At 69.6% G+C, this 26,934-nt stretch carries 29 protein-coding genes; 13 read left to right on the top strand and 16 right to left on the bottom strand.

Translation table 11 applies throughout. The features are described 5' to 3' along the window. The first annotated feature begins 245 nt into the window (after positions 1 to 245). Positions 246 to 746 carry a transposase gene (locus OKJ99_RS31950; protein ID WP_326021453.1) on the top strand — a complete coding sequence of 167 codons (501 nt, stop codon included), beginning with the start codon at positions 246 to 248 and terminating at the stop codon, positions 744 to 746. A 92-nt stretch (positions 747 to 838) separates the two neighbouring features. Here the strand turns inward: OKJ99_RS31950 and OKJ99_RS31945 are convergent, their stop codons facing one another. Continuing rightward, positions 839 to 1,699, bottom strand: coding sequence for a nucleotidyltransferase domain-containing protein (locus tag OKJ99_RS31945; RefSeq protein ID WP_030565460.1), 861 nt, complete (start codon positions 1,697 to 1,699; stop codon positions 839 to 841). 103 nt (positions 1,700 to 1,802) lie between these two features. Further along, a complete protein-coding gene (locus OKJ99_RS31940) occupies positions 1,803 to 3,245 on the bottom strand; it encodes a helix-turn-helix domain-containing protein (protein ID WP_326021451.1) in 1,443 nt (480 codons plus the stop codon). Positions 3,246 to 3,717: 472 nt separating this feature from the next. On the opposite strand from OKJ99_RS31940, the gene OKJ99_RS31935 reads away from it, so the two are divergent. Next, positions 3,718 to 4,758: a helix-turn-helix domain-containing protein gene (locus tag OKJ99_RS31935; protein ID WP_326021449.1), complete on the top strand. Its 1,041-nt coding sequence runs from the start codon at positions 3,718 to 3,720 to the stop codon at positions 4,756 to 4,758. A gap of 90 nt (positions 4,759 to 4,848) precedes the next feature. Here the strand turns inward: OKJ99_RS31935 and OKJ99_RS31930 are convergent, their stop codons facing one another. From OKJ99_RS31930 to OKJ99_RS31915, 4 genes are all read right to left on the bottom strand, one after another. Continuing rightward, positions 4,849 to 5,199 carry a hypothetical protein gene (locus OKJ99_RS31930; protein ID WP_326021448.1) on the bottom strand — a complete coding sequence of 117 codons (351 nt, stop codon included), beginning with the start codon at positions 5,197 to 5,199 and terminating at the stop codon, positions 4,849 to 4,851. Then, positions 5,196 to 5,588 (bottom strand): hypothetical protein, encoded by a 393-nt coding sequence (locus OKJ99_RS31925; protein ID WP_326021447.1) that lies wholly within the window; start codon positions 5,586 to 5,588, stop codon positions 5,196 to 5,198. The genes OKJ99_RS31930 and OKJ99_RS31925 overlap by 4 nt, the downstream gene beginning before the upstream one ends. A gap of 142 nt (positions 5,589 to 5,730) precedes the next feature. Continuing rightward, positions 5,731 to 6,318 (bottom strand): hypothetical protein, encoded by a 588-nt coding sequence (locus OKJ99_RS31920; protein WP_326021446.1) that lies wholly within the window; start codon positions 6,316 to 6,318, stop codon positions 5,731 to 5,733. 696 nt (positions 6,319 to 7,014) lie between these two features. Continuing rightward, complete coding sequence (locus OKJ99_RS31915) at positions 7,015 to 7,200, bottom strand: hypothetical protein (RefSeq protein WP_326021445.1); 186 nt, start codon at positions 7,198 to 7,200, stop codon at positions 7,015 to 7,017. A 1,006-nt stretch (positions 7,201 to 8,206) separates the two neighbouring features. On the opposite strand from OKJ99_RS31915, the gene OKJ99_RS31910 reads away from it, so the two are divergent. Beyond that, a complete protein-coding gene (locus OKJ99_RS31910; protein ID WP_326021444.1) occupies positions 8,207 to 8,815 on the top strand; it encodes an RNA polymerase sigma factor in 609 nt (202 codons plus the stop codon). Next, complete coding sequence (locus tag OKJ99_RS31905; protein ID WP_326021443.1) at positions 8,815 to 9,897, top strand: hypothetical protein; 1,083 nt, start codon at positions 8,815 to 8,817, stop codon at positions 9,895 to 9,897. The genes OKJ99_RS31910 and OKJ99_RS31905 overlap by 1 nt, the downstream gene beginning before the upstream one ends. Before the next feature lie 642 nt (positions 9,898 to 10,539). On the opposite strand, the gene OKJ99_RS31900 is transcribed toward OKJ99_RS31905, so the two are convergent. Beyond that, positions 10,540 to 11,160: a hypothetical protein gene (locus tag OKJ99_RS31900; protein WP_326021442.1), complete on the bottom strand. Its 621-nt coding sequence runs from the start codon at positions 11,158 to 11,160 to the stop codon at positions 10,540 to 10,542. A 362-nt stretch (positions 11,161 to 11,522) separates the two neighbouring features. Here OKJ99_RS31900 and OKJ99_RS31895 point away from each other — a divergent pair, with 362 nt between their 5' ends. Together OKJ99_RS31895 and OKJ99_RS31890 are read left to right on the top strand one after the other, a co-directional pair. Continuing rightward, a complete protein-coding gene (locus OKJ99_RS31895; RefSeq protein WP_326021441.1) occupies positions 11,523 to 13,091 on the top strand; it encodes an amidase family protein in 1,569 nt (522 codons plus the stop codon). A 150-nt stretch (positions 13,092 to 13,241) separates the two neighbouring features. Beyond that, positions 13,242 to 13,538 carry a hypothetical protein gene (locus tag OKJ99_RS31890; RefSeq protein ID WP_326021440.1) on the top strand — a complete coding sequence of 99 codons (297 nt, stop codon included), beginning with the start codon at positions 13,242 to 13,244 and terminating at the stop codon, positions 13,536 to 13,538. Between the two features lie 123 nt (positions 13,539 to 13,661). On the opposite strand, the gene OKJ99_RS31885 is transcribed toward OKJ99_RS31890, so the two are convergent. Together OKJ99_RS31885 and OKJ99_RS31880 are read right to left on the bottom strand one after the other, a co-directional pair. Next, positions 13,662 to 14,438: a response regulator transcription factor gene (locus OKJ99_RS31885; RefSeq protein ID WP_326021457.1), complete on the bottom strand. Its 777-nt coding sequence runs from the start codon at positions 14,436 to 14,438 to the stop codon at positions 13,662 to 13,664. Between the two features lie 2 nt (positions 14,439 to 14,440). Further along, complete coding sequence (locus OKJ99_RS31880; protein WP_326021439.1) at positions 14,441 to 15,394, bottom strand: sensor histidine kinase; 954 nt, start codon at positions 15,392 to 15,394, stop codon at positions 14,441 to 14,443. 353 nt (positions 15,395 to 15,747) lie between these two features. Here OKJ99_RS31880 and OKJ99_RS31875 point away from each other — a divergent pair, with 353 nt between their 5' ends. The 4 genes from OKJ99_RS31875 to OKJ99_RS31860 all read left to right on the top strand — a co-directional run bounded on the left by OKJ99_RS31875 (position 15,748) and on the right by OKJ99_RS31860 (position 18,027). Beyond that, the gene (locus OKJ99_RS31875; protein ID WP_326021437.1) at positions 15,748 to 16,074 is read left to right on the top strand and encodes a TraR/DksA family transcriptional regulator; all 327 of its coding nucleotides are present in this window, start codon (positions 15,748 to 15,750) and stop codon (positions 16,072 to 16,074) included. Positions 16,075 to 16,134: 60 nt separating this feature from the next. Continuing rightward, complete coding sequence (locus OKJ99_RS31870) at positions 16,135 to 16,506, top strand: TraR/DksA family transcriptional regulator (RefSeq protein ID WP_326021436.1); 372 nt, start codon at positions 16,135 to 16,137, stop codon at positions 16,504 to 16,506. Next, positions 16,503 to 17,297 carry a rod shape-determining protein gene (locus OKJ99_RS31865; protein ID WP_326021434.1) on the top strand — a complete coding sequence of 265 codons (795 nt, stop codon included), beginning with the start codon at positions 16,503 to 16,505 and terminating at the stop codon, positions 17,295 to 17,297. The genes OKJ99_RS31870 and OKJ99_RS31865 overlap by 4 nt, the downstream gene beginning before the upstream one ends. An 85-nt stretch (positions 17,298 to 17,382) precedes the next feature. Then, complete coding sequence (locus tag OKJ99_RS31860; RefSeq protein WP_326021433.1) at positions 17,383 to 18,027, top strand: Rv1733c family protein; 645 nt, start codon at positions 17,383 to 17,385, stop codon at positions 18,025 to 18,027. Between the two features lie 4 nt (positions 18,028 to 18,031). Here OKJ99_RS31860 and OKJ99_RS31855 read toward each other — a convergent pair whose 3' ends face one another. Further along, positions 18,032 to 18,925, bottom strand: coding sequence for an LmeA family phospholipid-binding protein (locus OKJ99_RS31855; protein ID WP_326021432.1), 894 nt, complete (start codon positions 18,923 to 18,925; stop codon positions 18,032 to 18,034). 328 nt (positions 18,926 to 19,253) lie between these two features. Here OKJ99_RS31855 and OKJ99_RS31850 point away from each other — a divergent pair, with 328 nt between their 5' ends. Further along, positions 19,254 to 19,568 carry a hypothetical protein gene (locus tag OKJ99_RS31850; protein ID WP_326021431.1) on the top strand — a complete coding sequence of 105 codons (315 nt, stop codon included), beginning with the start codon at positions 19,254 to 19,256 and terminating at the stop codon, positions 19,566 to 19,568. Between the two features lie 3 nt (positions 19,569 to 19,571). Here OKJ99_RS31850 and OKJ99_RS31845 read toward each other — a convergent pair whose 3' ends face one another. The 5 genes from OKJ99_RS31845 to OKJ99_RS31830 all read right to left on the bottom strand — a co-directional run bounded on the left by OKJ99_RS31845 (position 19,572) and on the right by OKJ99_RS31830 (position 23,209). Continuing rightward, complete coding sequence (locus tag OKJ99_RS31845) at positions 19,572 to 20,993, bottom strand: MFS transporter (RefSeq protein WP_326021430.1); 1,422 nt, start codon at positions 20,991 to 20,993, stop codon at positions 19,572 to 19,574. Positions 20,994 to 21,191: 198 nt separating this feature from the next. Beyond that, complete coding sequence (locus OKJ99_RS31840) at positions 21,192 to 21,653, bottom strand: hypothetical protein (RefSeq protein ID WP_326021429.1); 462 nt, start codon at positions 21,651 to 21,653, stop codon at positions 21,192 to 21,194. 113 nt (positions 21,654 to 21,766) lie between these two features. Next, positions 21,767 to 22,294: a DUF4037 domain-containing protein gene (locus OKJ99_RS43820; protein ID WP_407700809.1), complete on the bottom strand. Its 528-nt coding sequence runs from the start codon at positions 22,292 to 22,294 to the stop codon at positions 21,767 to 21,769. Then, a complete protein-coding gene (locus OKJ99_RS43815; RefSeq protein WP_407700808.1) occupies positions 22,180 to 22,740 on the bottom strand; it encodes a hypothetical protein in 561 nt (186 codons plus the stop codon). Before OKJ99_RS43815 ends, OKJ99_RS43820 begins: the two co-directional genes overlap by 115 nt. A gap of 52 nt (positions 22,741 to 22,792) precedes the next feature. Continuing rightward, on the bottom strand, positions 22,793 to 23,209 hold the full coding sequence (locus OKJ99_RS31830; protein ID WP_326021428.1) for an STAS domain-containing protein: 417 nt from the start codon (positions 23,207 to 23,209) through the stop codon (positions 22,793 to 22,795). Between the two features lie 304 nt (positions 23,210 to 23,513). Between OKJ99_RS31830 and OKJ99_RS31825 the strand changes: the two genes are divergently transcribed. Next, positions 23,514 to 24,920, top strand: coding sequence for a twin-arginine translocation signal domain-containing protein (locus OKJ99_RS31825; RefSeq protein ID WP_326021427.1), 1,407 nt, complete (start codon positions 23,514 to 23,516; stop codon positions 24,918 to 24,920). Positions 24,921 to 24,941: 21 nt separating this feature from the next. Further along, positions 24,942 to 25,685, top strand: coding sequence for a VOC family protein (locus OKJ99_RS31820; RefSeq protein WP_326021426.1), 744 nt, complete (start codon positions 24,942 to 24,944; stop codon positions 25,683 to 25,685). An 18-nt stretch (positions 25,686 to 25,703) separates the two neighbouring features. On the opposite strand, the gene OKJ99_RS31815 is transcribed toward OKJ99_RS31820, so the two are convergent. Further along, positions 25,704 to 26,906 (bottom strand): Gfo/Idh/MocA family protein, encoded by a 1,203-nt coding sequence (locus OKJ99_RS31815; protein ID WP_326021424.1) that lies wholly within the window; start codon positions 26,904 to 26,906, stop codon positions 25,704 to 25,706. Positions 26,907 to 26,934 lie beyond the last annotated feature (28 nt).

Raw genomic sequence — 26,934 nt, 5'->3', positions numbered from 1 at the left:
TCCAACAGCCCCACGACTGACGGCATCCGCGGCCTCCCCGGGAGCGATGACACGACAGGCCACCACTCCCACAACACCGCCACCCCTATGCCTGACCAGCCAAAACACCGCCCTCAGGTTCGGAACGACAACAACCACTGAGAAACCCCAGCTCACAGTCGCAACATCGACTCAGAAAAAACGGGCGACGACAGCTGGGACACCGTCTGACGGACCTCGATGCATGGTGGAACCCGCCCCGGCCAGTGGCCTGGCAACGCATGTGGTGGGCCTGCCGCTATCACCTGACCGGGCTCCCGGACGGTGTTGAGTGGTGGCCCGGCGCCCCGGACGACGAGCACATCACCGCCTGGCTGGCGGAGCAGAGTGCGCGACGGGCACTGTTGTTGCCAGAGCAGCGGCGTCGGGTCGATGAACTGCTGTCGCTGACCGGCGGGATGCCGGTGTGGCGGCCGAGGATCAGCAATGTCGCCTGGCAGACGCTGTCCGGGCTGCTGCCCGCGCGGTCGCATACCGGGGGCCGTCCCCGCGGCGAACGGCAGAGCCTGGAAGCCATCGTCCACATCGCCTGCACCGGACAGGCGTGGACACGGCTTCCCCCGGCCCTGGGCCCCTTCCAGGCCTGCCGGCGCCGCTTCATTCGCTGGCGCGACGACGGCACCCTCCAGCAGATCTCCCGCGCTGTCCTGCCTGAAGGGGACGCGATCTGGCAGCAACGGCTGGCCGCCTACACCGGCCCTGCCTGAAGAGATCCGTCACCGCGTGCACCAGGAGCGCGGTGGGCATCCGATGGTGAGGCGTTCGTCGACGGGGACTCACCCGGGCATGGGCGTTCCGGTCACGGGCGGGGGAGGGCGGAGCGGTCCTGGACGGTGATATGGAGGGCGTGCAGGGGCTGGGTCCGGGTGGGGCGGACGACCTCGAACCAGTCGGTGCCCTCCTGCAGGTGGTGGGAGATGCTGCGGTAGTGGCTCCAGCCGAATCCGATGCCGGTCTGCCAGGTGGTGTCGCTGTAGCGGCTGCCGATGACCGGTTCCCCGTGCAGGTAGACGGAGTCGAGGGGCCGGGAGGTGGCTTCGAGGTGAGCGAGGACGGCTGCCGCGGCGCGGCGCAGCGGGCTGGTCTCGCTCCAGCGGGTGAGAGCTTCGAGGGCTGCGGGATGGGCGGGTTCGGCGTCGGGGAGCTGGAGTTGGCGGATGGTGGCGGCCTTGCGGTCGACGAGGTCGGTGAGATCGATGCGGACCGGGCGCGGGACCCAGCGGTCGATGCCGTCGAAGGCTTCGATCATGTGGTCGCGTGGGGCCCGGCCTGCCTCGGGGTCGGGAGTGATGGCGGCGAGCCGGGCGCGGGCGGCATCGACGGGTTCGCCCCGGGTCCACAGCAAGGTCAGTTCGAATCCTTCCGCTTCGAGGCTCTTGCGTTCACCGAAGTGGATCTGCAGGCCGCGGCTTCTGCCCTTGAGGGCGCGCTTCATCGAGGCGGAGGGGTCGCCACCGTAGGACAGGGAGTGAAGGAACTCGGAGGTGAGACGGTCGTCCCTGCGGTGCTCGACGACCAGGTCGACGTCTGAAGGGTTCAGTGCGCCGCGTGCGTAGGAGCCGAAGACGAGGACCTCGTCGACGAGGTCCAGCGGCCAGCCTCCCTCTTCCATCCGGTCGAGCATGTCGTTGAGGAGCGTGGTGGCGCGCTCGCGTTTCACGGAAGACCTCCGCTGGTGGGTTCGGGTGCCGGTGCATCTGGGTCTGTGGTTCAGCCGGTCTGCCGCAGGGGCGCCCGGCCGGGGATGTGGGTGCGGTGGTGTCTTACAGGGTGGTCGGCAGTGAGATCACCGGCTGGGAGATGGCCTGCGGGATGCAGGCGGGAGTGGTGCGGCCTGCCTGGGTGCAGGCCAGAGTGAGGAGTTGGAGGTAGCCGAGGGAGACCGGGCGTCCGGGGAGCTTGCCCGCTGCCTGTTCGAAGCGCTCGAGCGTGGCGGACTTGATGCCCAGGTGGCCAGCTGCGTCCTGGAGATCGAGTCCCGCGGCTTCACGGGCTTCCCTCAAGAGTTGGGCGTTGTCGTGCCAGACCTGCGGCGTCGTCTCGGTGGCATCCCGGGCGACGGACGCGCGGGCCGCGGCGAGGGCGGTGCGGATTCGGTCGCTGCGGGGTCCGAGCAGGAACCGCGCGAGGCGGGCGGCGTCAGCCGCGTGGTCGACGCCCTCGCTCCAGGGCTGGGAGGCCTCCTCGTACACGCGGGCCCGGGCCGTGGCGCACTCCTCACGCTCACCGGATTCGGCGCCGTAGGTGCGGTGGCGGTCGCTGGTGCAGGCCAGTGTGCTGTCCTTCGCCAGGTCCATGTCGCGGTCCTCGTCGTCGGCCTCGATACCGTCGATGACGTCCCGGACCTGCCGGCGTTCTCGTGAGGTCAGGACGCTCGCGAGTGCTTCCGCGGCGGCCTGGGCTTCGGGCCGGCCGGCGGGCTCGAAGCTGCCGCCCCAGGCGTGGGATGCGTCTTCTCCCTCCGCCCTTTGGAAGGCCACGTCGATGGCTTCGAAGGTGTGCGGGCTCCAGGCGTGCATCATCAGGATGATCTCCTGCAAGGCACGCTGGGCGGCCGGCTCCATCTCCTCCGCAGTGCCGCTGCTGCGGCGGCGCCGCGTTCCGCTCATCCAGTCGGTGAAGGTCTCGGGCCGGCGGGAGTCGGACGGTTGGGCGTCCGTAAACCAGTGTGCCGCCCTCACGACGCAGGCGTGCGCGTGCTGGATGGCGGCGTACCAGCCGAACAATGCCTCACGGTAGTCATTCACATGACGGTCCTCGGCAAAGGTGCCGGTCTCCGTGCGGCAGTGCTGCGGGCACTGCGCCGCGCTCACCCGGTAGAGAGCGGCACGGGTCTCGGGGAACGACAGCAAAGCGGCGTCCAAGTGCTCATATTTGGGGCCGCGGTCACGGCGCTTTTCGAGCCCCTGGGCAAGGAAGACCTGGAAGCGGGGTTCCTCACGCCAATTGGCTGCGGCGCTGCGGACACGGAAATCGCTCTGCCACGCTCCGGTCGCGATGACCTCCCGCAGCGCCGAAGCCACATCCCGCCGCAGTGCCGCACCCCATGTGATCAGGACCGGCAGGCGCTGGGGATCACTCCCCAGCGCGGACATCACCAGATCGACGTCGTCATGACGATGAAGATGACGCTGGAACACGAACTCCCCCTTGAATGCAGCAGTCCCCAACTGCCGCCGCACCGTGGTGTGGAGGCAGTCCTCCATCTTGCACGAGGGGTACGACAACGCACCGGTGGATGGGGGCACCGGAGCTTCACGTGGGACCGTGGACGCTAAAAATCACGGCCTCGTCGGCTGGACACGGGATGGGGCATCTACGGTTCGAAACTCCTCGACGCGCAATGGGATGCGAAACGCACGGATGAGGTACGGCGGCTGCTTCGGGTTGCGATCACACGCGCTCGCCACACCGTCGTCTTCGTCCGCCCAGGCGATGCTCTCCCCCTCGCCCCGCCGCCCCCGGCCACGGACTGAACGGTCAAGCGGCCTCGCATCCAGTGGTGCCGCTGCCCCGTAGGCCACAGCGGCTCGCATGCCGTGCCCGGCTCGGTATGCCGGTCCGACAGCCGGCCGTCCCTGTCCTGCACCACAACCAACCTCCACCCAACATCAAATGAGCACTCAATGAGTGCTAACCTCAATGGAGATTGCCTGCCGGACACGCGAAGGGGCGAGCATGGCCAAGGAATCGGCGAACAACGCGGTGAAGCGGCGCCGTGCCGAGCTGAACCTCACACAGCAGGAGACGGCTCGACGCGCTGACGTATCTCTGGCGACCTGGCGGCGCTTCGAGAACAGCGCAGACAGTGCCAGCGCACTGGACGGGTTCCGGGCGGACAACCTGCAAGGATTCGCCCGGGCACTGAAGCTCAGCGTCACAGCGCTGAGGCAACTGACTGATGCCGAGGCCGCTCCGGGGGCCGAAGAGCGCGTCGAGATCGACCAGTCGGTCACCGATGTCGTGCAGTTGTTCAACAGGTCTTTCACGGGTGAGCCGCTCACCCCGGCAGACGCCATGGCCCTGGCCAACACCGTCGACTTCTCCGATTTCGCCCCCACCCGGGACGGCAAGCTGCACCTGGACACCTCGTTCAACTACGAGTTCGCCGCCTACCTGAAAGGCGAGGCGACGATCCGGGACGTCGGCCTGCTGCGCGACCTGCCTGAACTGGCTCTCACCCAGGTCAACAACCACTGGCTGGTGCGCATGGGGGAGCGCATCATGCGGATCGGCAGCGAACTGGGACAAGGGCGTGTCCCGCGTCCTCAGTGCCTGGCCGACGAGTACGCCCTGTGGATCGTCATCCAGAACACCGATCCGCCTCAGATCGGCGACGTCCTCGACATGTTCCCCGGACTCCGGAACGCAGATGACGTGTTCGGCTACGACCCCGATACCGATGAACCCGACGACGAACGCTCGATCCGCGAGGACTGGATGAACCGCATGGTGGGCGGCCTCCTCCCGCCGGACGAAAGTCACGGCCACCGGCGGTATGACCTGACCCTCATGGAGGCATACGGACAAGGCGTCTACGACCCCGGCGACCCCCGTCACCCTCTTCGCTGGTTCGACCGGGACGACCTGCGTGAACGGTGCACATCGGAGCTGGCCTTCGTCAGACTGGCGAAAGAGGAACAGGAGGCCCGGACCGCCGAAGCGTTCAACCGCATGTCGGAACTGCTGCGTCCGGGAAGAGCCGACGACTCCCACTGACCACAGTGGTTCATCCAGGCCGCGACGGGCGGGGGCATCACGGACGGCGGCGCCCACTGCGTGGGCATAACCGCTGTTTCCCGCCTGGGCCTAGGGTGTCGGGCGCGGTGATCGCAGGATCGGGTTCCAGGCGAACCAGTCCAGGGTTCCGGCGCCCAGTTCCCACGGGGACTCCAGCAGCAGGTTCCGGGTTGCCTCAAGGTCCGCGGTGACGGGAGCAGGAGCGGGACCGATGCGGGTCATCAAGTCGCCCCGCGCGTGCCAGAACTCCTCGTCCCCGCCGCACAGTCGGTGTATCGCCGCGTCCACGCAGGCCGACCATTTCGGCATACCGTAGTGATCGTCGTGGGTCCCGATCCGGGGAGCGCCGGCGAAGACGAGGAAGTCGTCCGGCGGCAGGATCTTCTCGAAGTGCCTGAACATGTCGATGCGCTGTTTCACCTGCTTCTTGACTCCCCGAGGAATCCCCAGCCGAAGTCCGTCAGGGTCCCCTCGCATCCCGGCCAGATCATGTCCCGGTCCAGGACCAGGTCCTCCAGCTCGTAGAGACGGAACTGGTCGTCGGAGCCCAGGACGTCGAAGGCCTGCCGGGTGAGCCAGGTGTTGCGGGCGAACATAGTCCCGTCGCGCAACGCCTTGCGACGGCTTGTCGGCCGGGAAGCGTGCGCGTCCTCGATCGGACCGTTGCGCCACACGGACAGGACGAGCCCGTGGGCCGCCGCCCACCGCAGTCCGTCCTGCGTCGTGAAGACGCCCATCTCCTCAAGACGCTGCCGTGCCCAGTCCAGCGCATCCTGAATATCCTCGTCCACCGCTCCACTCTCCCCCATGACTCGCCAACTCCTCCTCTTCTTCCCGGTGTTCGTGTCATCCGTGCCACGGCGCTCCCGGAAGACGCGATCGTACGCGGGCCCCGCCGCCAAACCTCGGTGCCGTCATCTGCCGTAGCCGTGGGGTCCGGCAGGCCCGCCCTCAGGCGGACGGGGGACGTTGGAAGGCCGTGCCGAGCGCGCGCAGTTCAGCGCGCCGGGCCTGCATGGGTTCCTCCGGCCGACGCAGGGCGGCGTCCAGAAGCCACACCCCGCGGCGGAACGGCTGGAAGCCGATGCTCTCCCACAGTGCGGCGATCTTCTTCTTCGCCTGGAGCCGGTAGGCCTCGGTGACCTGCTCACGGCCTTCGGGGTACTCCCCCATGGCGGGAAACACCGCCACCGCGCAACAGCCCCCGGACAGGCGGCGGACCGCCTCGCCGGCGAGGGCCGGACCCAGTCCGAAACCTCTCCATTCCTTGTCGAGGCTGACGCGGTCGAGGATCAGCAGATCACCGACGGGCTGGGTGACAGCTTTCTCGAATGCGGCGCTGTAGCCAGTGCGTTGGGAACGGCCAAGGACCGCGGAGACAATGACCTCAAGATCGCCGGACTCTGCGTCCGCCACCTCCCACCGGTTGTCGCCGGTGTAGTCACGCAGCCGCCACAGGATGAGGTGCCCGATCTTGGTGCCTGCGGCCGGGGCGCGGCCGCCCCCGTCCTCTCCTTCGTCTTCCCACTCCTCGTCCACCCGCCATCCCGTACGTGACCGTGACATACCAGGGTTCCAGGGTGTCCTCGTAGTCGTAGGGCACCGCGGGATGCCCATGGCCGTAGTGGAGGTGAAGACGGGCAGGATCGCCCGGTAGTTCACTGACCGGCCGTTTGGGCATCGCTGACGTCATGGCAAAGAGACTAGGAGCAGGCACTGACATCCCACCGGGAGACGGTTCGAACAGCACCGTAGACGTGAGCTGGTCTCGTTTGAGCTGGACACCTTGGCCCCGCTTCTGGACCGATTCGGTCGCGTCATCGGTGCCATGGCGTACCGGGCACGTCAGGCCGGAGGACGCCTCCGCACCCGCGCGACGCGTTCCGTGCCGACCGCGGCACCCCTCAGCGGCGCAGGCATAAGCAGGCGCAGGCGGTAGCAAGCCCAGGCCCCAGCAACGACAACGCCGGAACGGCCCGACCCGAGCAATGTTTGAGGCCCTCACCTCGCCGTTGTGATGAGGCGCCCCAACACCGCTACGGCCGTTGAACGCGCCGCCGGGCCGTGTCCAGCGCACGACGTTCCTCGAAGGCGCCATCGCCGTTGACGGGAAGGCGGCTGTAGCACTCCGTCGCGACCTGGTCGATGCGCGCGGCGTAGCGGCTCGTGGCGGCCTTGACCGCGCCGTGAGGACTCCCCATTCGAACGGGGCCCGGCGCACGCCACGCATTGCCTTCAGCGCCGGTTGAGGATTCCCGCGCCCGCGGTGATCCCCGAGGTTGCGATCGCCCCGGCCGCTGCGGCGACCGCCGGTTCACCCGGCGCCAGCACCAGGGCGAGGACGGCAGCGGCAAGCGTCACGGTGATGATGAAGAACCCGGGGATCGTGGCCTTCCAGCCCGATCGCTCGGGCCGCGACAACGGGCGTATTTCGACCGGAACAGGGTTGTCCCGCGCCGGGCTTGGGAGTTCCAAAGGCGACAGCCTGTGCCCAGCTTGAGAGAGTTGGCGGCCAGCCGGCTCACTCCGTCGCCGGATGGGTGAGCATGAACACGTCAGCCAGTTCCTTCTGGTGGTCCGAGGGAACGACCGCCGGACCGTCTGTGGCAGCAGACCCGGCCGACATCAACGACGAGGGGCTCTGCGGATCCGCAGAGCCCCTCGTCGTATGCCCGTACGCCCGCCCGGTGAAGAGCACAGACGGCTTCGCCGGCCTGCGGATGTGAACGACTTCCCGGTGATCGGCGGGCAGTGGCCGGCCTTGACGGGGCGAGAACCAGGCACCGTGGCACATCGGCCAAGGGCCCCTCCGGCCGGCGCCTCGACGCGCTCCCCAGTGGGCCGAGGGCCGGCCCAGCACACCCGCCCCTCCCCCGGCCTCCGTGCAATCAACCGGTTTGCGGGCCTCGCGGGTCCTGTGACGAGATCCCTTCGCATCCAGGCGAGACGACGCTCCGGCTTCGTTCACGCCACGGGCCTCCACACCGGCACCCCGTTTCCGAGAAAGCGATGGGGCGTTTTGCCGCAGGTCAGAGCTAACGCATGACGGTCGAGCCGCACTCCCGAGAAAAGAATCTTAAAACTCGGGTTCACGATCAAGGCCTCGCACGGCTCTCAGCTCATGACCGGGCACCAACTGGCGTCTTCCGTGGACGAGATGGGAGTAGAGAGGCGTGGACCTGACCGCTATCACCCTCACGGTGATCTCGATGGCGACTGTGAAGGGGTGTGCTGTCCTGTCGCTGTGGCTCCGCCTGCGCTGGCGGACACGGCACGAGATGGCTCGACAGCAGTGCATCACGGCGGCTGTTGGCGTGCTGGCGCGCGCAGCACGGTGGGAGTTCAGCACCCAGAGCCCCGACGGGCATCGCATCCGGGTCCGCGCTGCCGGTGGTGGCGGTGGCGGTGGCGGTGGCGGTGAGTCGACTTGAACGAGGAGGCAGGTTCCCGCCGCCCACGGCCCACCGTGTCCAGGGCGATACCCCGGCAGGCAGTCCACGAGCGCCAAGCAAGCCTCGTCGACGAGGAGTTCGCCGCGTTCTACCGGCTGCACGTGAAACGTCTGGTTGCCTTCCTCATCAACCAGAACGCGTCACTGAGTCTGGTTGCCTTCCTCATCAACCAGAACGCGTCACTGAGTGATGCAGCCGACATCGCTCAGGCCACGATGGAGAAGCTGTACCAGCGGTGGAGCGAGATCGGGCACCACAGGGCGTGGGCGTACAAAGTGGCGTCGCGCGAATTGATCCGGAAGTTCTCGGACACACGGGAAAGCCCGGTGGAAGAACTCCCCGAGCCCTCGTCGCTTCTCCCGCGTCCTGATGGAGTGAGCGAGTGGGAGTCGCGTTATGACGCCCTGCGGGTACTGCGCACACTGCCCCCGCGCCAGCGCCAGATCCTGGCCTGGACCCTGAGCGATTTCACGCCTGCGGAGATCTCTCAGCAGTTGGGGCTCAGTTGCGAGGCTGTCCGCGCAAGTTTGAAGAAGGCCAGGCAGACAGCGACGGCCCTGGTCCGCGAGTGGGAGGAAACGTGATGGCCGGGCAGCGGGTTACCCCCCTCGATGTCTTCGGGACGACGGGCGTGACAGACAAACTGCGGCCGCAGTACACACAACTGCTCGACGGTCTCGATGCGATGCTCGACCTCGAATCCGGGCTGCGAGAGATCCTGCTGCACGCGGACCATGAACAGCAGACGGCGGAACTCGATGGCCACCTGGACGTCACCGGCGGGCTGGCCGCAATTCTCCCCGCCGCGCCGGCTCCCACGTCCCGGCCCTCATGGGACCGGCGCGGGACGGAACACCGCGGCGTTGACCTCCTGGAGGTGGAGCCGGCCGTCCGGATGCAACTGCGCCAGGACCCCCAGGTCATCGAGTTCCGCGAATCCCTGGAGGCCGCAGAGGACATGACCCAGCAGATCGAAGGCGTCAGCGACCTTGCCTCGAAGCTGGTCAGTCAGCTGACAGAAGCGGAGGGGGACATCGAGTTCTCCGACATCATGGAGACAACCCTGCACCTCGCGCGCGCGGCCCGCAGCCTCACAACTCTCCCCAACCGGAACGTGGAGACAGCGATAAAGCAAGTCGACTTCTCCTCCATGGAGCTCACTGTCTCCTGCAACACCGCCAGCGATGCAGCCCGCACCCTGGCAACGGTCCGCTACACACGCCGCCGGTCGTGGTACACGCCGGAGCAGTTGCCGCTGCGTGAGGCGCAGCGTCTGCTCGCTGCCGCCGTCGAGAAGGCGCTCGCGAGCGCCTATTCTCTACTGGACCGCTGCGTCGCGGCCCGCGGCGCTGTCGCTCAGTTCCAGCTCTGGCAGGCCATCCAGATTAGGCAAAGGCTCAACTTCCAGCTCGCCGTCCGGGGCGTTCCCCGCCTGACCGCTTCGGACTTGCGCGACTTCCTCAACGACTTCATCAGCGCAGACCTTCGCGGTGCCGACCTTGCCGGTGTCGACATGACCGGTGTGCGGTGGTCGGTACAGACGCTGTGGCCGGTCGACCTCGATCTCGACGACCTGCGGCAGCGGTCCGTCGAGGAACCTCTGGGCAGCGGCATCTACGTGGTGCGCTCCGGCACGGCCCGAACGCGGCAGCTTGAAGCGGTGTAACCGTCGGACTGGGCAGCTCAGATGCTGCAGTGCAGGATGCGAGCTGAATGTCACCCGGGGCCGGCATCACGGCACTCGAGACGGTGACAGAGCCGACGGCTGACGCACTTCGTGGCGCGGCCGGGTCCGGCGAGGATTTGCCTGACCCGGGTGAGGACCCCGGATTCCCACAGTCGAGCTGAAGTGGCGTCCCGGGACTCAGCATGGGTGACGTGCTTTCCGAGACGCCCTCGCCGATGCGCGGAATCCTCACCGACCCGGACGAGAGCGACGACCAGCAGGTCAGCGTTCGGTCGGAGCACGGCATGCCGGCATGCACCTCGGTTGCCGCCGGGAAGCCATGCAACACGGCTGCAGCGCAATGTGCGGCTGCCCTGGAGCAGAAGCGGCACTCGGGCGTCGAGCCGCCTCACTGAGTGTTTGGTCCTTGGGTTGGTGTTTGGTCCCCGGGTCAGGTTCCGCGCCAGTTGAGGGTGGGAAGTTGGACCCGCTTGAAGTCATGGGCTCTCAGCGACATGCACCAGCAGCCTGCTGGTGCGCTCTCACGGGCACCGGTGAGCTGAACGGTGCGGGGCATGGGGAAGGGAGGGGCGGGCCCCGAACGGGCCGGCTCCTCCCCTCACCTTGAGGCGCTGCGGGCGTCTACAGCGACGGCAGCGTCTGCGCCGGGTCCACGCCCGGCAGCGTCGGCAGCTTCGGCAGCCCCTTCAGATCCGGCGCCGGCAGGTCACCGCCCAGCACGATCGCGACCACCACGTTGACCGTGCCCGTCAACGTCGCCTGCAGCGCGGCCGCGGTCGCCTTCGCGTCCCCGGCGGCGGAGGCCTTCACCAGGGCGTCCACCTTGGTCTGCAGGTCCGCCGCCGCCTTGGCGACGAGCTCGGGGCCGGGGGCCTGCGCGCGGGCGCCCGGCGCGCCCGCCTTGTCGGTCGCGGCCTTCGCGCCGGCCGCCAGGCCGTCCAGCGCCTTCTTGACGTCGGCCGCGTGCTTGGTGGCCTCGTCCTTGGGGAGCTTGCCGTCGGGGGCCTTGAGTACACCGGCGACCAGATCGGTCACGGGCTGCACGACAGCCCCCGCCCCCGCCAGCGCCGTGTTCTGCTTCGCCAATGCCTCAGCACCCGGCAACGGGGCAACGGACTCGCTGGACCCGCTGCGGGCCGGCGCATCCGTGACGGACGAGAACGCCGGGCCGGCCGCCCCCAGCGCGAGCGCCCCGCACAGGGCGGAGGAGGCAAGAAGACCGGCTTTCCGGGAAATGCGCATGAATCAATCCTTTGTCGCGGTTGACGAGCACTACTCCCGGCAACCCTGCGAGGAGTGCATACCGTACGCAATCGGAACAATACGTTCAGCTGCACCCAGCCAGCCCACCCACACCCCCCTGACCACACACTTCCCCCGAATCCCCGGGCGTGTCACAGATACAACCAAACAGGCGTATAACCACCCACACTCACTCCCCAGCCGCGCCACCGCACGACCCACCCCCTCGACCCGGCAGCACCACCGACCGCCCGCCACAGGCCGGACCGCCGGACCCGACGACAGACACGTGGCCGGTGCTGTGGCCTTGCGGGGTCGTGTCCGTGTGTAGTGCGCTACGCATCATGAGGAACGTGAGGAAGATGAGGAAGAAAGGCGTTACAACGCTGGGCGCCCTCCTGCTGGCGGTGCCCCTTCTCGTCGCCGCGCCGTTACCGTCGGCGGCCGGCACGGACAGGTCGCTGGGCGTCGACCTCGACACGGTGACGATCCCGCAACTGCAGGCGCGCATGGCGAAGGGTTCGCTGACCCCGTCGGCGCTGACCACCGCCTATCTCCGGCGGATCAGAACCGTCGACCCCAAGATCCACGCGGTGCTGCGCACCGACCCGACAGCGCTGCGCCAGGCCGCCGCCAGCGACGCCCGACACCGGCGCGGCGCCGTCCGCGGCCCGCTCGACGGCATCCCCGTCCTGATCAAGGACAACGTGAACACCCGCGGGCTGTCCTCGACGGCCGGATCGCTGGCGCTGGCCGAGAAACCGCCCCGTACCGACGCCGACCTGGTGGCGCGGCTGCACAGAGCCGGTGCGGTCGTCCTCGGCAAGACCAACCTCTCCGAGTGGGCGAACTTCCGTGCGCAAAAGCCGACGTCGGGGTGGTCGGCGGTGGGCGGGCAGACCCACAACCCGTACGTACTGGACCGCAATCCCTGCGGGTCCTCCTCCGGTTCGGCCGCGGCGCTCGCCGCGACGCTGACCCAGGTGGCGATCGGCACCGAGACGGACGGCTCCATCGTGTGCCCCGCCGGCATGAACGGGGTGGTCGGCCACAAGCCCAGCCTCGGCCTGGTCAGCCAGGACGGCGTGGTCCCGATCTCCGCCGAGCAGGACACCGCGGGTCCCATGGCCCGCAACGTCACCGACACCGCGCTCACCCTGTCGGTGATCAGCGGTGACGCCGACGTGCGCGCCGCCGGCGCGCCCGGCCGCACGGACGCGCTGCCCGGCCCCGACGGCCTGCGGGGCAAGCGGATCGGCCTGTGGCGGCTGCCGACGCTCGGCTCCGACGTGGACGCCCTGATGACCCGTACGGCGAAGAAGCTGCGCGCGGCGGGCGCCGAGGTCGTCGAGGTGACGCCGCCGTATCAGAAGCGGCTTGCCGACCTCGAATTCCCGGCGCTGCTCAGCGAGTTCCACCGGGACATCGACGCCTACCTCGCCACCCGCAACGGGCCGCGGGATCTCGCCGGGCTCATCGAGTTCAACCGCACCCATTCCGCAGAGCAGACGTGCTTTGCCGGACAGGAGTTGTTCGAGCAGGCCCTCGCCGCGCCGTCGACCACCGACCCGAAATATCGGGCCATGCGGGCGGAGTTGAAGGACCTTTCCCGGCGTTCCATCGACGAGACCATGGCCGCCCACCACCTGGACGCCATCGCCTCGCCGACCAACCCGCCCGCGTGGACGACCGATTGCGTGCGGGGCGACAACGACGTGATCCCGTCGTCCACCCCCGCGGCCGTCTCCGGATACCCGTCCCTTTCGGTACCCGCGGGATTCGTGGGTGAGCTGCCCGTCGGCATCCTGCTGATGGCCGGAGACCACCAGGACGGCCAGCTGCTGTCACTGGGCGCGTCGATGGAGTCCCGCCTCTCCGCATGGCGGGCACCGCGCTACCTGCCGTCAGTGGGCACCGACGCCGGCCGGTGACCCATCCCTCGAACCCGTCTGATTCCGGGTACGACGTCGTCGATGCGACCGCTCGATCAGTGCCCTCCGTCGTCTTCGTACCCCACTCGCGCTCACCTAGATCGGCTAACCAAAGAGACCACGATGCACAAAACAGCGGATCGTGGACCCATGCCCCCCTGGTACAGAAAACATCGCCACCCCGGCAGACCTGACACCCAGCACCCCGAACGCCCCGACCTGAGCCGCATCGCAATCCTCGAGCACGACCTCCTGGGTATCGAACCCGAACCGGGAACGCCCGCGGCCTACGCCGCCGCCCTGGCCCGGCCCCTCGACCAGGACGCATGCCCGCACGAGGACGCCATGGACGTCATCCCGCTCGGCCAGGGCCGGTCGACCGGGATGTGCGCGGGCTGCGACATCGACGTCGTGGAGACCGACGAAGGCCTCTGGGACAGCCCCTGACACCGGGGGCACCGCCACCTCCCTCGCACCATGGGACCGGATCGACGGAACGCGCCCACGACCCTGCCCCTGGTCGAACGCAGCGCACCGCGTGCCCCGTCACATGGGCCCGGGCCAGGACAGTCACGCCTCGATGAGACCGGCCCGGATCGCGTACCGGGTCAACTCCAGACGGTCGTGCAGACCCAACTTGCCCAAGAGATTCGCCCGATGCCGGTGCACCGTCTTGATGCTGATGAAGAGGAGTTCGGCAATCGCCTTGGAGGAATGGCCCTCGGCCACCAGCTTGAGGACCTCCTCCTCGCGCGGGGTCAGAAGGTCGCCGGAGGCCTCCTCGCCGTGCCGGACCCGGTCCAGGTAGTTGCGGATGAGCGCCGTCACCGCCCCCGGGTACAGGAACGGCTCGTCGCGCACCGCCGCCCGGCACGCGGCCACCAGATCCCGGTCGGCGACCGACTTCAGGACGTACCCGCACGCCCCCGACTTCAGCGCCTGGAACAGGTACTGCTCGTTGTCGTGCATCGTCAGCATCAGGATCCGCAACCCCGGGTGTCGCGCGGCCAGTTCACGGGCCGCCTGCAACCCGGTCAGGCGGGGCATCGTGATGTCCAGGACGGCGAGATCCACCTCGTGGGTCCGCGCCATTTCGATGGCCTCCGCGCCGTCCCCCGCCTCGGCGACCACCTCGAGGTCCGGCTCCCGGTCCAGGATCAGACGCACCCCGCGGCGCACCAACGCATGATCGTCGGCCAGCAGAATCCGGACGGGCGACGTTGCCGACCCTCCCGACACACCAAACACCTTCGACGTCGTGGGCGCCTCCGGCCGGGCGGACTCGGGCCGCTCGGGCGCATCCGCCTGGGCCGAGTCGGGCATGGTCGTCCTGGACGGGTCGGGCATGGTCACAGCTGCTTCCTGGAAAGGGGGGCGGTGAGCCGGACGCGGGTGCCGGCCCCCGGCGTGGACGTGATGTCGAGGTCGGCGCCGATCAGCAGGGCCCGCTCACGCATGCCTCGGATGCCGGCGCCCTCACACACCGTCTCGATACCCCGGCCGTCGTCGGTGACGGTCAGTGTCACCGCGCCGCCGGTGTCCTCCAGGGCCACTTCGAGGCGCTCGGCATCCGCGTGGCGGGCGGCATTGGTCAGACTCTCCTGCGCCACCCGGTACAACACCAGCTCCCCCTCGTCGTCCAGCACCGTCAGACCGGCATCGAACCGGCGCACCACCCGCAACCCGGTATGAGCGGAGAAGTCGTTCGTGAGCGAGGTCAGCGCGCTGACCAGGCCGAGGTCGTCCAGGACACCGGGGCGCAGGCGCCGCACCAGGCGCCGTACCTCGTCCAGGCTCCCCCGGGTGATCTCCTGCGCCTGGTACAGCTCCTCCCGCAGCGGTCCGTCTGCGTCGTCCGCGGCGCGCCCCAACACCAGGAGGATCGCGGTCATGCTCTGACCGACCTCGTCGTGCAGCTCCTGCGCGATCCGACGCCGTTCCGCCTCCTGCGCCAGCAGCACACGCGCACTGCTCGCCGCCCGCTCGGCCTCCAACCGCTCCAGCATCGCGTTGAAACCACGGATCAGCCCGGAAACCTCGCCGCTGCCCGCCACCGGAAGCCGCTGACCGGGACGCAACAGGTCGACCGTCGCCATCAGAGCGGTCAGACGGGCCAACGGCGCCAGCCCCCACCGCAGCAGAGCACCGTTGGTGATCAGCATGACCCCCATGCCCACCACCAGGACGACGGCCTCCGTCAGCAGAATCGGCACCGAGACGGTCACCGGGGCCCACAACAACAGAGCCGTGGCCAGGCCCAGCACCACCGTATTGAGCCCGAACACCCGCCAGAACAGCAACACCGCGAAACCCCTCCCTCAACAACACACCGACCGCATACGGCTCTACTGTCGGTCATCGCGCGCCCTGGGTGGGAACCGCGGTCCTGGCCGACGACCGAGCACCCACCAGCATCCCCCGGCCCGGGCCCGTACGGCGATGGGGTCCAGGCCCCACATTCCGGGGTGCGGTCTCCCCATCCCCTCCGTCACGGGTGCACCGCCGGGCGGCAGATGGAGCCCGTGTCCCGGGGAAATGGGGCCCGCGCCCGATGGGTTTGTTCCGGCGTCCCGGCCAGGGTGGAAGGTGACCGGGCCCCGACGGCCCGGCACGCGGCATTCCCGCACATCCCCGGCCGTGAAAGGACCCCTGCACCGTGTCACTCGACGCATCCCGCACCGAACCCCGCCCCGAGCGGCCCGCCTCTCACGAAACCCGCCGGCGTCTCGAACACGCCCGCACCACCAGCCTCACCCAGCTCCACGCCCTCGCCGCGGACGGCCACACCGACGAGCAGCTGATGTCCACGCAGAAGACCGCGATCGAGCAGACGTTGCAGGACATCGATGCCGCCCTGGCCCGCGTCAAAGACGGCACGTACGGCACCTGCCGGAGCTGTCACACCCCCGTTCCCGAAGAACGCCTCGAAATCCTCCCCTACACCCAGTACTGCGTCACCTGCCGACGCCGTACCGCCACCTGACCCGCCGCCCCTCTCCCTCCCGTCGGCTCCTGTCCCTCCCGCCCTGTCCCAAGGGGTGAAGTGGTGAACCATCAGACCATCAGCGACCACACCGCGCGGCTGTCGCTCCAGGACCTCGCAGCCCTGCGGGACAACCTCCAGGAACAGCGGCGTTTCCGCGAGGACCAACTGCGCCGGCTCGCCGCTGCGGCCTCCCGTACCGGTCGGCCCCTCCAGCAGCACTCCCCCGCCCGCACACAGGTCGACCACACGCTCGCGGCCTGCGCCCGTATGGTCCTCACCGATGTGGAGGCCGCCCTCGACCGCATCGCTGAGGGCCGCTACGGACACTGCCACCGCTGCCGTCGCACCATCGACCGCGACCGCCTGATGATCGTGCCGCAGGCCCGCTACTGCGCTCGCTGCCCACACGTACCGGAGGCCGGCCCATGACTCTCCTCAGTCACCGGTCCTGGCTCCGGCAACACCACGGCATCGCCCTCGACATGGGCAGTGCACGCACCCGCGCCTGGATCTCCGGACGGGGGCTGATCCTCGACGTGCCGACCGTGACGTTCCCCGGTGCCGGAGCCATCCATCCCATCCAGCGCGGCACCATCATCGATGCGCCCGGCACCGCACGGATGCTCCAGCGGCTCCTCGCCCACCGGCTGCCCCGCTTCGCCCGCCCGCTGATCGTGGTGGCCACACCGGTCCTGGACGGACTCGCCTACCGGTCCCAGGCCCACGCGGCCGTCCAGGCGTTGCGTCCGCGCAGCGTGCTGACCATCCCCACTGCCCGCGCCATCGCCCACGCCGCGGGCTCCGACCTGTCCCGGCCGCTGATCGTCATCGACATCGGCGCCCATCTCACCGAGGTGGTCCTCCTCGCCGACGGCGCCGTCCACGACGCACGCCGTACCGCGCTGGGCACCGAAGACACCCGCGACCGGACGACCGGGCCCGCACGGATCGGCGAGGCCCTCGCCGACATGACCGCCTCGATGCTGCGCCAGGACCGCACTTCCCTGACCACCGACGCCATGGCCCGGGGCCCTCTGCTGGCCGGCGGCGGTGCCCTGCACCCCGACATCACCTACCGTCTCGCCGACCGGCTGCACGTGCCGCTGCGTCCCGTCCCCGCGCCCCACACCGCCGCCGTCCGCGGCGCCGCACAACTCCTCAAGGCCGCACACACCCACCCCGCCACCGCACACACCCACCCACCAGACCGGCCGCGCTAATCCGCTACCCCGGCCCGGCACACCAGCCAAGAGCGCCCGGACGTGCTCGCGCGGCTGCTCCCGCCACCAGGAAGGAGGCACCACCATGACCGGCGGGAATCCCCCGGCCCAGCCACCACCCACCGACCCCCGAGCCGCACACCGCCGCCGCCTCCACGTCCTGCTGTGGCGGTGGCGGCGCACCCCGCTCCGGCGGCCCAGCGACCGCCTGCACGCCTGGATCACCCTCGCCCTGGCCCTCGCCGTACTGGCCACCGCGCCGGCCGCGCTGTTCGCCGCCGGCGACAGGGCCCACCGCCACTACCAGAGCACCGCCCAACACGAGGCGCTCACCCGTACCCAGCGCCCCGCCACTCTCACCCACGACGCCCCGCGTCACCCCGAACCGGGATCGGACGAGGCGAAGGAGGCCCGCTACCCGGTCCCCGTCCGCTACACCGACCCGCACGGCCACACACGCACCGGGAAAGCCGATGTCGCACCCGGGCTGCCGGCCGGCCGTACCGTCCTGGTCTGGACCGACACCGAGGGCAGGCTCACCCGGCCCCCTTCGAGTACGGAACAGATCCGCAACCACACCATGGGCTGGGCGCTCCTCGCCTTCCTCGCCGTCCCCCTCACCGGCCTCGCGGTCCACGCCGCGACCAGTCGGCTCATCCAGCGGCACAACCTCGCGCAATGGGACGCCGCTTGGGCGAGTACCGCACCCCGCTGGAGCACCCGTCCCTGATCCGTCAGGTCCCCAACGGGACATCCCTGCCGGACAGTTGAGCGCGGATGCCGTCGTCCGTGACGGCGACGTCGCGCAGCCGCAGGTCGCCCGGCAGGTCCTTGGGCAGCTGTGCGGCGAACTCCATCTTCTTCGCGACCTTCGGCTCTTGCAGCTTCTGCAGGCCTTCGATCAGCGACGGATCGACGCCCGCGGGCTTGAGCAGCTCAGGGTGTTCGGCCAGCGCGTCCAGAGCGCCGCCCCGCAGGAGCCGGCCCGGCCGGAGCGGCTGTCCTGTCGCCTGCTCGGCCTCACGCTGGTCCATCCTGCTGACCACGGGAGCCGTCAGTTGCAGACCACCGCCCTGGCCCGGCGTGTACGTCAGCAGTCCCGGCACCACGATGCGAGTGTCCTCCACCGACAGGGCCAGACCGTGCTCTCCGGTCCGTTCCAGGTGCGCACGGCCCTCGATCCTGGCCTGCTTGCCTGCCACCGGCAGACCGCCCTTGAGCTGCACCGTGTTCCGCTGCTTTCCGGGGGCCAACTTGACCTGGGAGGCGCCGACTTCGCGGTTGAGGTCGTCGAAGTCGAGGAGTACGTCGCCGCGCACCTTGCTCAGCACCGCGCCCTTGACGGAGGACGGGACGCTTCCGACGATCCGGATGTCGTCGACCGAGCCCTTCACCTGCGCGACCGAGACCGGTCCCGCGGGCACGTGGGGCACGTTGACCTCCACATGGTCGATGTTGCCCATGAGGACCTGCCCCAGGAAGGGGAAGCTGTCGATGTGCACCTCGGGTTGGGCGTGCAGCTTCAACGCCTCCTGGACCTTCTTCGCCGCCATGTTCTCCGCGTAGAGCACGGTCCACCGGTCGCCCAGCGCGAGGAACGCGAGCACCACGACGAGGGTCGCCGTCACCTTCGCTGCCGTACGAGCGGGGGAACGCAGTACTTTGCGCGCCTCACGTCGACGCGCCCTGCGGGCCTTGCGGTCCGAGGGGGTGTCCCATTCTTCTACGGTCGGGGTCTGGTCTTCGGGTTCGGAAGGGCCGTTCTCAATCACCGCCACATACGAACACACGAGCCCGCCCACTCCCAACTCCCGGCCCCAGAACCCGTGCCGCACTCGTGAAGATTGCGTATCGACCCCGCGCCCGGCAAGAAGGCCCGCAGTTCACGATGCTTACCTGCGGGGGTACGGCCGACCAGCCGACGCGAGACCGATCGCCAGAACGGGGAGCAACACCATGGCCAATCTCCACCTGAAGACGCTCAAGTGCATCGAGACCGAGGACTGGCTCCGCCACGACGACCCCAAGCTCGCCGTGAACGGCCAGAACATCCTGCTCCCGAGCATGAGCGGTGGCCAGAAGTACGCCATCGACGAGTACCACGCGTTCGAGGACGAGGTCACCATCACGCTTCACGAGGCCGATGGTCTCCCGGGCGACGGCAGTGACTTTCTGGGCTCGCACACGCTGTCCGAGGACGGCAGCGGCATCCTGAACTTCACCAAGGACGGCGCCAACTACCAGCTCTCGTACACCCTCACGCGGTCCTGACGCCTACCCCTGCCCCGCCGGCGCGGGTGCGGGCGCGACGAGGCGGCGGCCGCGCTGGGTGCGGTGGCCGGTGTCCGTGAGCAGGCGGCCGTTCGTCTCCGGGGCCCAGGCGAGCGCGGTCACACCTCCGATGAGGGAGACCACGCCCATGCCGGCCATGCACCAGCCCAGGCCGAGGTGTTCCAGGCCGAGGGGCAGCAGGAAGGTGCCGATGGCCGCGCCGATCCTGCTCGCGGCGGAGGCGAGGCCGACGCCCGAGGTGCGGATCGCGGTGGGGAAGACCTCTTCGGGGTAGACGCCCGGCAGGATGCTCATGATCCCGTACGAGAAGAGGTAGCCGAAGAAGCAGGCGGTGCCCGCCCACAGCGGCAGCCGGTGGCCGAGGGCGACCAGGAAGAGGGCGAGCGCGCAGCCGAACATCGGCCAGATCAGGATCTTGCGGCGGCCCACCCTGTCGACCAGGAACCAGCCGGTGACGGCTCCGGCCAGCGCGATGATCGTCCCGAGCAGCGCCCCGGCCAGCGCCGACCTGCCCATGCCGATCGCGGTGAGGACGGTCGGCTGAAAGAACGTCAGGGCGAAGTACGGCAGCACGATGCATATCCAGAACGTGCACACGAAGACGGTGCGCAGAAGGTAGTCCGGGGAGAAGAGCATCGAGTAGCGCGTGTCCTCGGCCCGCTCGGCGTGGATGTCGGCCGTGTCGGCGTCGGGGGTACGTGTCCCGGTGGCGCCGAAGGACTGGGTCAGGACCTCAAGTGCCTCCTCACGGCGGCCCTTTGACATCAGCCAGCGCGGGGACTCGGGCAGTCCGTGGCGCAGCATCAGGCAGATCACCGCGGGTACGGCGCTCGCGGCGAGCGTGATGTTCCAGGCGGAAGGCCAGTGGCTGTTGATCAGGTACCCGATGAGGTACGCCACCACGTAGCCGACGTTCCACAGGATCTCCAGGACACCGAGGTAGTTGCCGCGCCGCGCGCGTGGCGCGAATTCGGCGAGGAGCGGGGAGCCGATCGAGTAGTCGGCGCCCACCGCGAGCCCCATCACCAGGCCGAGGACCATGACCTGCCAGGGGGCGGTCACGAACAGCATGAGCACCGCGCTGGCGAGGAACACCGACAGGTCGATCGTGAACATCGGGCGGCGGCCGACCCGGTCGGTCAGATAGCCGAGGAAGAGGCCGCCGAAGAAGGTGCCGACGAGCGTCGACGACGAGATCAGGGTGGCCCAGGTGAGGGTGACGCCGATCTCGCGGGACATCGCGCTGCCGGCCAGCGCGGAGGCGACGGAGGCGAACACGAACCCGTCGATGAACATGCCGCCGCCGGTGGCCGCGGTCAGTCGCCACAGGAAGCGGCGTGGGTCACGGGTGCCGGCTCCGGGGCCGGAGAACTCCTCGGCTGTACGCGCGGCTTGAGACGTCAAGACGACGTGGGTCCTTTCCCTGTGCGGTGGCCGGATCGGCTCGGCCACCCAGTTAGGTGTAGGACGCATGTGCCCGGAAGCGGCGGGGGCATTCCTGGGCTTCACGGGATCTCCCCGGGGCGGTCGTCAACGCGCCCAGCGGGGCGGGGTCACATGCGGGCGAACCCGCCCAGAGCCGCCTGTGGTGCAGTGGTGGCCTCAGCTCGCATCGGTCAGTTCCAGTGCCAGTCGCGAGACCACCGAGTCCGCGAGGGCCTGCGCGGCGTCCTCGCCGAGCCGCGCCGAATGCGCGTGGGCGTGCACCAGGTGGCGTACGGCATCGAGTTGGGCCGCGGAGAGGCAGCGGAGTTCGGGAGCGGGCCGGGCCGGGCGGCGGAACAGGTGGCGCAGAAGTGGCTTCCGGCGGGCGGTGCGACGGTCGGCGGTCCGGCAGGTGGTGCTGCGGGCGGCCTCGTCCAGTGCCAGCCACACCACCGGGGTGACGGGCGCGGTGACGTCCACGTGGCCGCATTCGTACGGTTCACCGTCCTCGACGGTCCGCGCGAACAGGCGGGTCACCCGGCCTTCGTCCAGGTTCGCCAGTTTGTCCAGCAGCAGGACCTCGTCCGGCGCCACCTCGGCGACCACGTCCCGCACCACGTCACGCACCCTCGCGCTCACGACGGCCCTCCCGTCCGACCACCGGACCATGGTGCCCGGCCATCCCAGGGTTCGTCAGGGCCAGTTCACGCCGCTCCTGTGCGGTTTCCGGTCGGCCTCGCACACCGGTCGGCTCACCGGATCGCGTGCACCGCGGCGCGCACGGCACGGGACTGGTGGAGCAGGTCGGTGCTGTCCGCCCACTGGTCCACGCCTCCCACCAGAGGCAGTTCACGCAGGGCCGGGTGTGTGAGGGTGCCGGCCAGCGCCTGGGCGAAGCGGTCGGCGTGCAGCACCAGGAAGGGGCGGGAGTGGTAGGGCCGTCGAGTCGGGTCCAGTGGGGCGGCAAGGCCGGTCGCGTTCTGCAGCATGGCCACGGTCTCGTAGGCGTCGCACAAGTGCGCTTCCCGGGTGGGGTGATCCGTGGCCGCGAGCGCGCCGCGCAGCGACGGGGTGAGCGGGCCCGCCACCGACAGCCGGCCGAAGGAGCTCCCCAGCCACTTGGTGGACGGAACGTAGCGTCGGTCCAGGAGCAGGCACAGGCGCATCAGGTCGCGCACGAGGCGGCCTGCCACGACGGCCGATCCGATGTCGTCGCCGCTCTCCGCGCAGCGCCCCACGAACGCCTCTTCCTGGGAGATGCGCTGCCACTGGCACGCCATGCGCTCACGCTCGGTTCCGCGGTGGCGGAGTTCAGGCCGAGGCGATCGGCCGCCCAGTCGTCCGGCGTGTGGATGTCGACGCGGTGGTTGACCGGGCCGTCGGTGGCTTGCATGTGGCCGACCGGGTCCAGCGGGTTCCCGCTCTCCTGGAAGTGCGTGGGCCAGCCCCGTACGTGCTTGGGCAGCCGCTGTGCCAGGACATCGTGGATGCGTGCGCCATGCTCGGCCCGGTCCTCGGGTGTCAGGAAGAGTTCCAGCCGTGGACCCCATTCGTGGTCCGCGGACCGTGGTGTGTCGAAGCCCAGCACTTCGGATCCGCTGCCGATGCGGGCGGCCGCGTGGCGCAGTCCGGGGAACGCCTCCCGAAGGATCGGCCGTACCGCCTCTTCGTACAGGGCCCTGGACAGTTCGATGCCGGGGATGAACCGGGCGCCGGAGTTCGTCATGGCACCACTGTGCTGGACGCCCTTGCATGCCGGTGCGCTTCGGGCCGCAGGGCTATCGCAGCGCGGAGTCCGATCCCGCGTCCGCGTCCCGGTCCCCCAGCGTGTCGGCCGGCCGGCCGGAAACCTCTTCGAGGGCCGCGGCGACATCGTCGTGCACGCCAAGGGGCAGGCGGTCCACCCCCGCGGCGCGCAGCACGGTCTGCTGGGCGGCGTCCGCCACGACGGCCAGCGCGCCGCCGCCCGCCGTCATGTCCAGGCCCGCTTCGACGAACCGGCGTGCTCCGTCGGCCCCGCAGTGTTCGGCGTCCTGGAAGTCCACCACCAGGCCTGACTGGCCCGTGGCGTCCAGGCGCCCCATCAGTGCGCCCAGCTCCGCCGCGGCATCGGCGTCGAACCGGCCCACGACCTGTACGACCAGGACACCTCCGTCCTCCCAGCGCACAGGGAACCGAACCCGAGCCTGCCCCATAACCGTCCCTTCGGCCGACGAGGTGCCGATTCCTCTCGCAGCGCCTCGGCGGCGCACCTACCCCCTCCTTACCACTCCACGCATACCGAGGCGCGGTCCTGCGCCGCTCCCTGGCGCACCGGCCGCGAGCCGGCCTCCCGGGCCGGTCTCCCGATCGGGCGACCGTCCAGGTAACCGCCTGAGCACAGCGCAAGTGGTGTAGACCCTTGTGCCGCCCCGGTGGCGCTGCCAGGATCGGCCGAGCTGAAGACCCGTCCTGAGTCGCCCTGAGCCGCCCTGAGTCGTCCCAGACAGGAGTGTCCTTGTGCCGTCGCTTCCCCTGCCGTCCCGCCGAAGATTCCTGGGTGCCGCCGGCGCGATCGGGGCCGCTGCCGCTTTCGCGGGCACCGGTCCCGCCGAGGCCGTCGACAACGATGTCGTGCCCATCGACTGGCGAAATCTGGGGACGTACCCCGGAGCGGACGCCGCCGGCAGGCGGGTCAAGGAGATCCTCGCCGGGAGTTCCCGCTATCTCATCGGCCCCTGGTACGCGGCGACCTACACGCGGTACCTGCCCGACGGGTACATCGACCTGAAGGGCACCGACGAGCGCGCCGTGCGGCTGCCCGCGATGGCCGCCGTGGCCGCCGCCACCGCGCTGACCACCCGCACCTACGACGAGCGGACGCTGTCCGCCGCCAACGCCACCATCCGGACCCGGAACCTGATCCGCACCCTCGCCGCCCGCCACCGGGCCAACAACACCGACGCCGCCACGCGTTGGGGCGGCGACTGGCAGACCGCGCTGTGGGCGTACTACACGGCGCTCGCCGGATGGCTGATGTGGGACGCGCTCGACGCCACCGATCGCGGCCAGGTGGCGGCCATGCTGATCTGGGAGGCCGACCGGCTGACCACGGGGAATGACATCTTCCTCGTCGGCACCAGCGGCCACCAGCTCTACATGACCCGCACCGACGGCACCGTCGTCTCCCCCGGCGACAGCAAGGCCGAGGAGGAGAACTGGAGTGCCGCCGCGCTCTCCCTCGCCGCGGTGATGATGCCCGGCCACCCCCACCACGCCCGCTGGACCCGCCGCAACATCGAGCTGCTGCTGGCCGCCGCGGCCTGCCCCGCGGACCTCACGAGCGACGAGACGATCAACGGCATCCGGCTGTCGAGCTGGCTCCGGGGCACGAACATCGCCGACGACGGCACCCTGCAGAACCACGCCCGCCTGCACCCGCTGTACATGGTCGCCTTCGACCAGAGCCTCTACCAGGGCTTCGTGTTCGGCCTCGCGAACCGGGCCGCCCCACGTGCCGCGCTGCACAACATCGACCGGACGTACGCGGCGCTCGTCGAGAAGCCGTTCGCGCTGCCCGACGGCGGCACCAGCCCCATCTACCGTGCGAACTCGCCGGAGATCTACTACCCCGAGGGCAACGACTGGGGCACCCACTTCCCCTTCTACTTCGGCAACTTCGACCTGCTCGTCTCCCTCACCGGCCAGGACACCGGCATCGACCCGGCCGCCGCCAAGTGGGAACGGCTGCACAACCAGGACCAGTTGACCCTCATGTCCCGCTTCGCGGACGGCCGCACGTACGGCGCCGACGCGGAGAACACCTATTACGGACGCGAGCACCGCATCGGCGCCATGGCCGGCCAGGCGTATCTCACCCTGTTCCTCGCCCGCAACACGACGGGCAACCGGCTGCGGTGGCGGTGACGGCTGCATAGGGTCGCCCGCATGGCACTGAGACCTGTTCAGGTAAACATCAAGGCGGTCGACGACGCCCTCGTCGGGCGGTTCTGGGCGCAGGCGCTCGGCTGGGGTGTGTCCAGCGAGGCGCCCGGTGTGACCAATGTGGAGCCCGGCGGCGGCTTCGTGTGGCCGGACGCGAGTGCCGTGTGCATCGACGTGGTCACCGTTGCGCACGCCAAGACGGCGACGAAGAACCGTGTGCACATCGATCTCGCGGCCACCTCCCCCGCTCATCAGGCGGAGACGGTCGCGCGGTTGAAGAAGCTCGGCGCGACTCCCGCCGACGTCGGTCAGGGCGAGGTGCCCTGGACGGTGCTCGCCGACCCGGAGGGCAATGAGTTCTGCGTCCTTGAGCCCCGGGAGGTCTACCGGGACACCGGGCCGATCGCCGCCGTGGTGGTCGACTGCGCGGACCCGCGGGCCATGGCCCGGTTCTGGGGCGGGGCCACGGACTGGACGGTGCACGAAGTGGCTGATGATCGGGCGGCGTTGCGTTCCTCTCAGGGCGTGGGGCCGTATCTTGAGTTCCTTCGTTCGGCCGACGGCAAGACCGTGGAGGACCGCGTCCACCTCGATCTGCTGCCGTACGCCGGTGACGACAAGGAGGCGGAGGTCACCCGCCTGAAGACCCTCGGCGCCACCGACATCGACCTCGGCCAGGGCGACGTCCCGTGGACGTGTCTCACCGACCCCGAGGGGCACGACTTCTGCGTCCTCGGGCGGGGCTGACACCCTGGCCGGTCCTCCTCAGGCCTCCGGCGCGTCCCCGAAGTCCGGGATCTCCAGGCGCGTTCCGCCCTGGCGCGCCGAGTCGTGGGCGACGATGCCCGGCAGTGTGTAGCGCGCGGCCACCCACGCGTTCACCGACGGCAGGGTGCGGGTGTTGACCGCGGTCACGAAGTCGTCCACCAGGAAGTGGTGGCTGCCCTCGTGGCCGTTGGGCATGTCGTCGTAGACGCGGGGCAGCCGGGAGCGGTCGTGGACGGGGGCCGAGCCGGAGGTGAACGCGGCGCGCAGGGCGGGCGCGATCTTCTCGAGCGACGGGTCGTCCGGGCTCAACGACGGCTTCGGTTCGAGGAGTTCGGTGATCTCCTGCACGCCCTTCTTGTCCTGCCAGAAGCTGACCGTGGCGAGCTGCTCCATGCTGGCGTCCGTGCCGAAGAACCGGAAGCGTGACTCCCTGATGTGCGAGGGGTAGCCGACCCGCCGGAACTCGTTCGTGCGGAACGAGCCGCCGCCGGCGACCTCGAACAGGGCGGTGGCATTCGAGATGTCGTTGCCGAACTGGCTGACCTCGGTGTCGAAGACGCCGTCGCCGCGCTCGTCCTTCACACCGATCGCCGAGACACTCACCGCGTGGGTCCGCCAGGCACCGAGCACTCCGCCGACCGCGTGCGTCGGGTAGAGCAGCGGCGGGTAACTGGCGGTCTCCTTCCAGCGTTCGCCGCCGCTGTACTGGTACGCCTCGTAGAAGCCGAGGTCCATGTCGTGGACGTAGTCGCCCTCCGCGTAGAAGAGCCGTCCGAAGGCGCCGTCGGCGATCTGGTTGCGGGCGTGCACGGTGGCCGGGTTGTACTCGCTGGTCTCGCCCATCATGTAGGTGAGGCCGGTGCGGCGGACCACGTCGATGATCGCCGCGATCTCGTCCCGTGTGATCGCCATCGGGACGGCCGAGTAGACGTGTTTGCCGGCGTCGAGGCCCTGGAGGACGAGCGGGCCGTGGGTCCAGCGCTGGGTGAAGATGGCGACCGCGTCGATGTCGGGAGACTCCAGCATCGCCTCGTACGAGGGGAAGGTTCCGGCGAGGCCCTCTTTCGCGGCCAGTTGCTCCGCTCGCTCCGGCAGCAGGTCGGTGACGTGGACGGCGTCGACGCCGGGGTGGGCGAGGAACAGCTTGGCGAAGCCGCCGGCGAACTGTCCGGCGCCGACGATGCCGAGGGTGAACGTCATGTGCGCATGCCTTTCGGTACGTGCTTCG

This window comes from Streptomyces endophyticus (assembly GCF_035798155.1).
Lineage (GTDB): Bacteria > Actinomycetota > Actinomycetes > Streptomycetales > Streptomycetaceae > Streptomyces > Streptomyces endophyticus.
The sequence above is the reverse complement of the archived record's forward strand: the minus strand, read 5'-3'. Positions and strand labels throughout refer to the sequence as shown.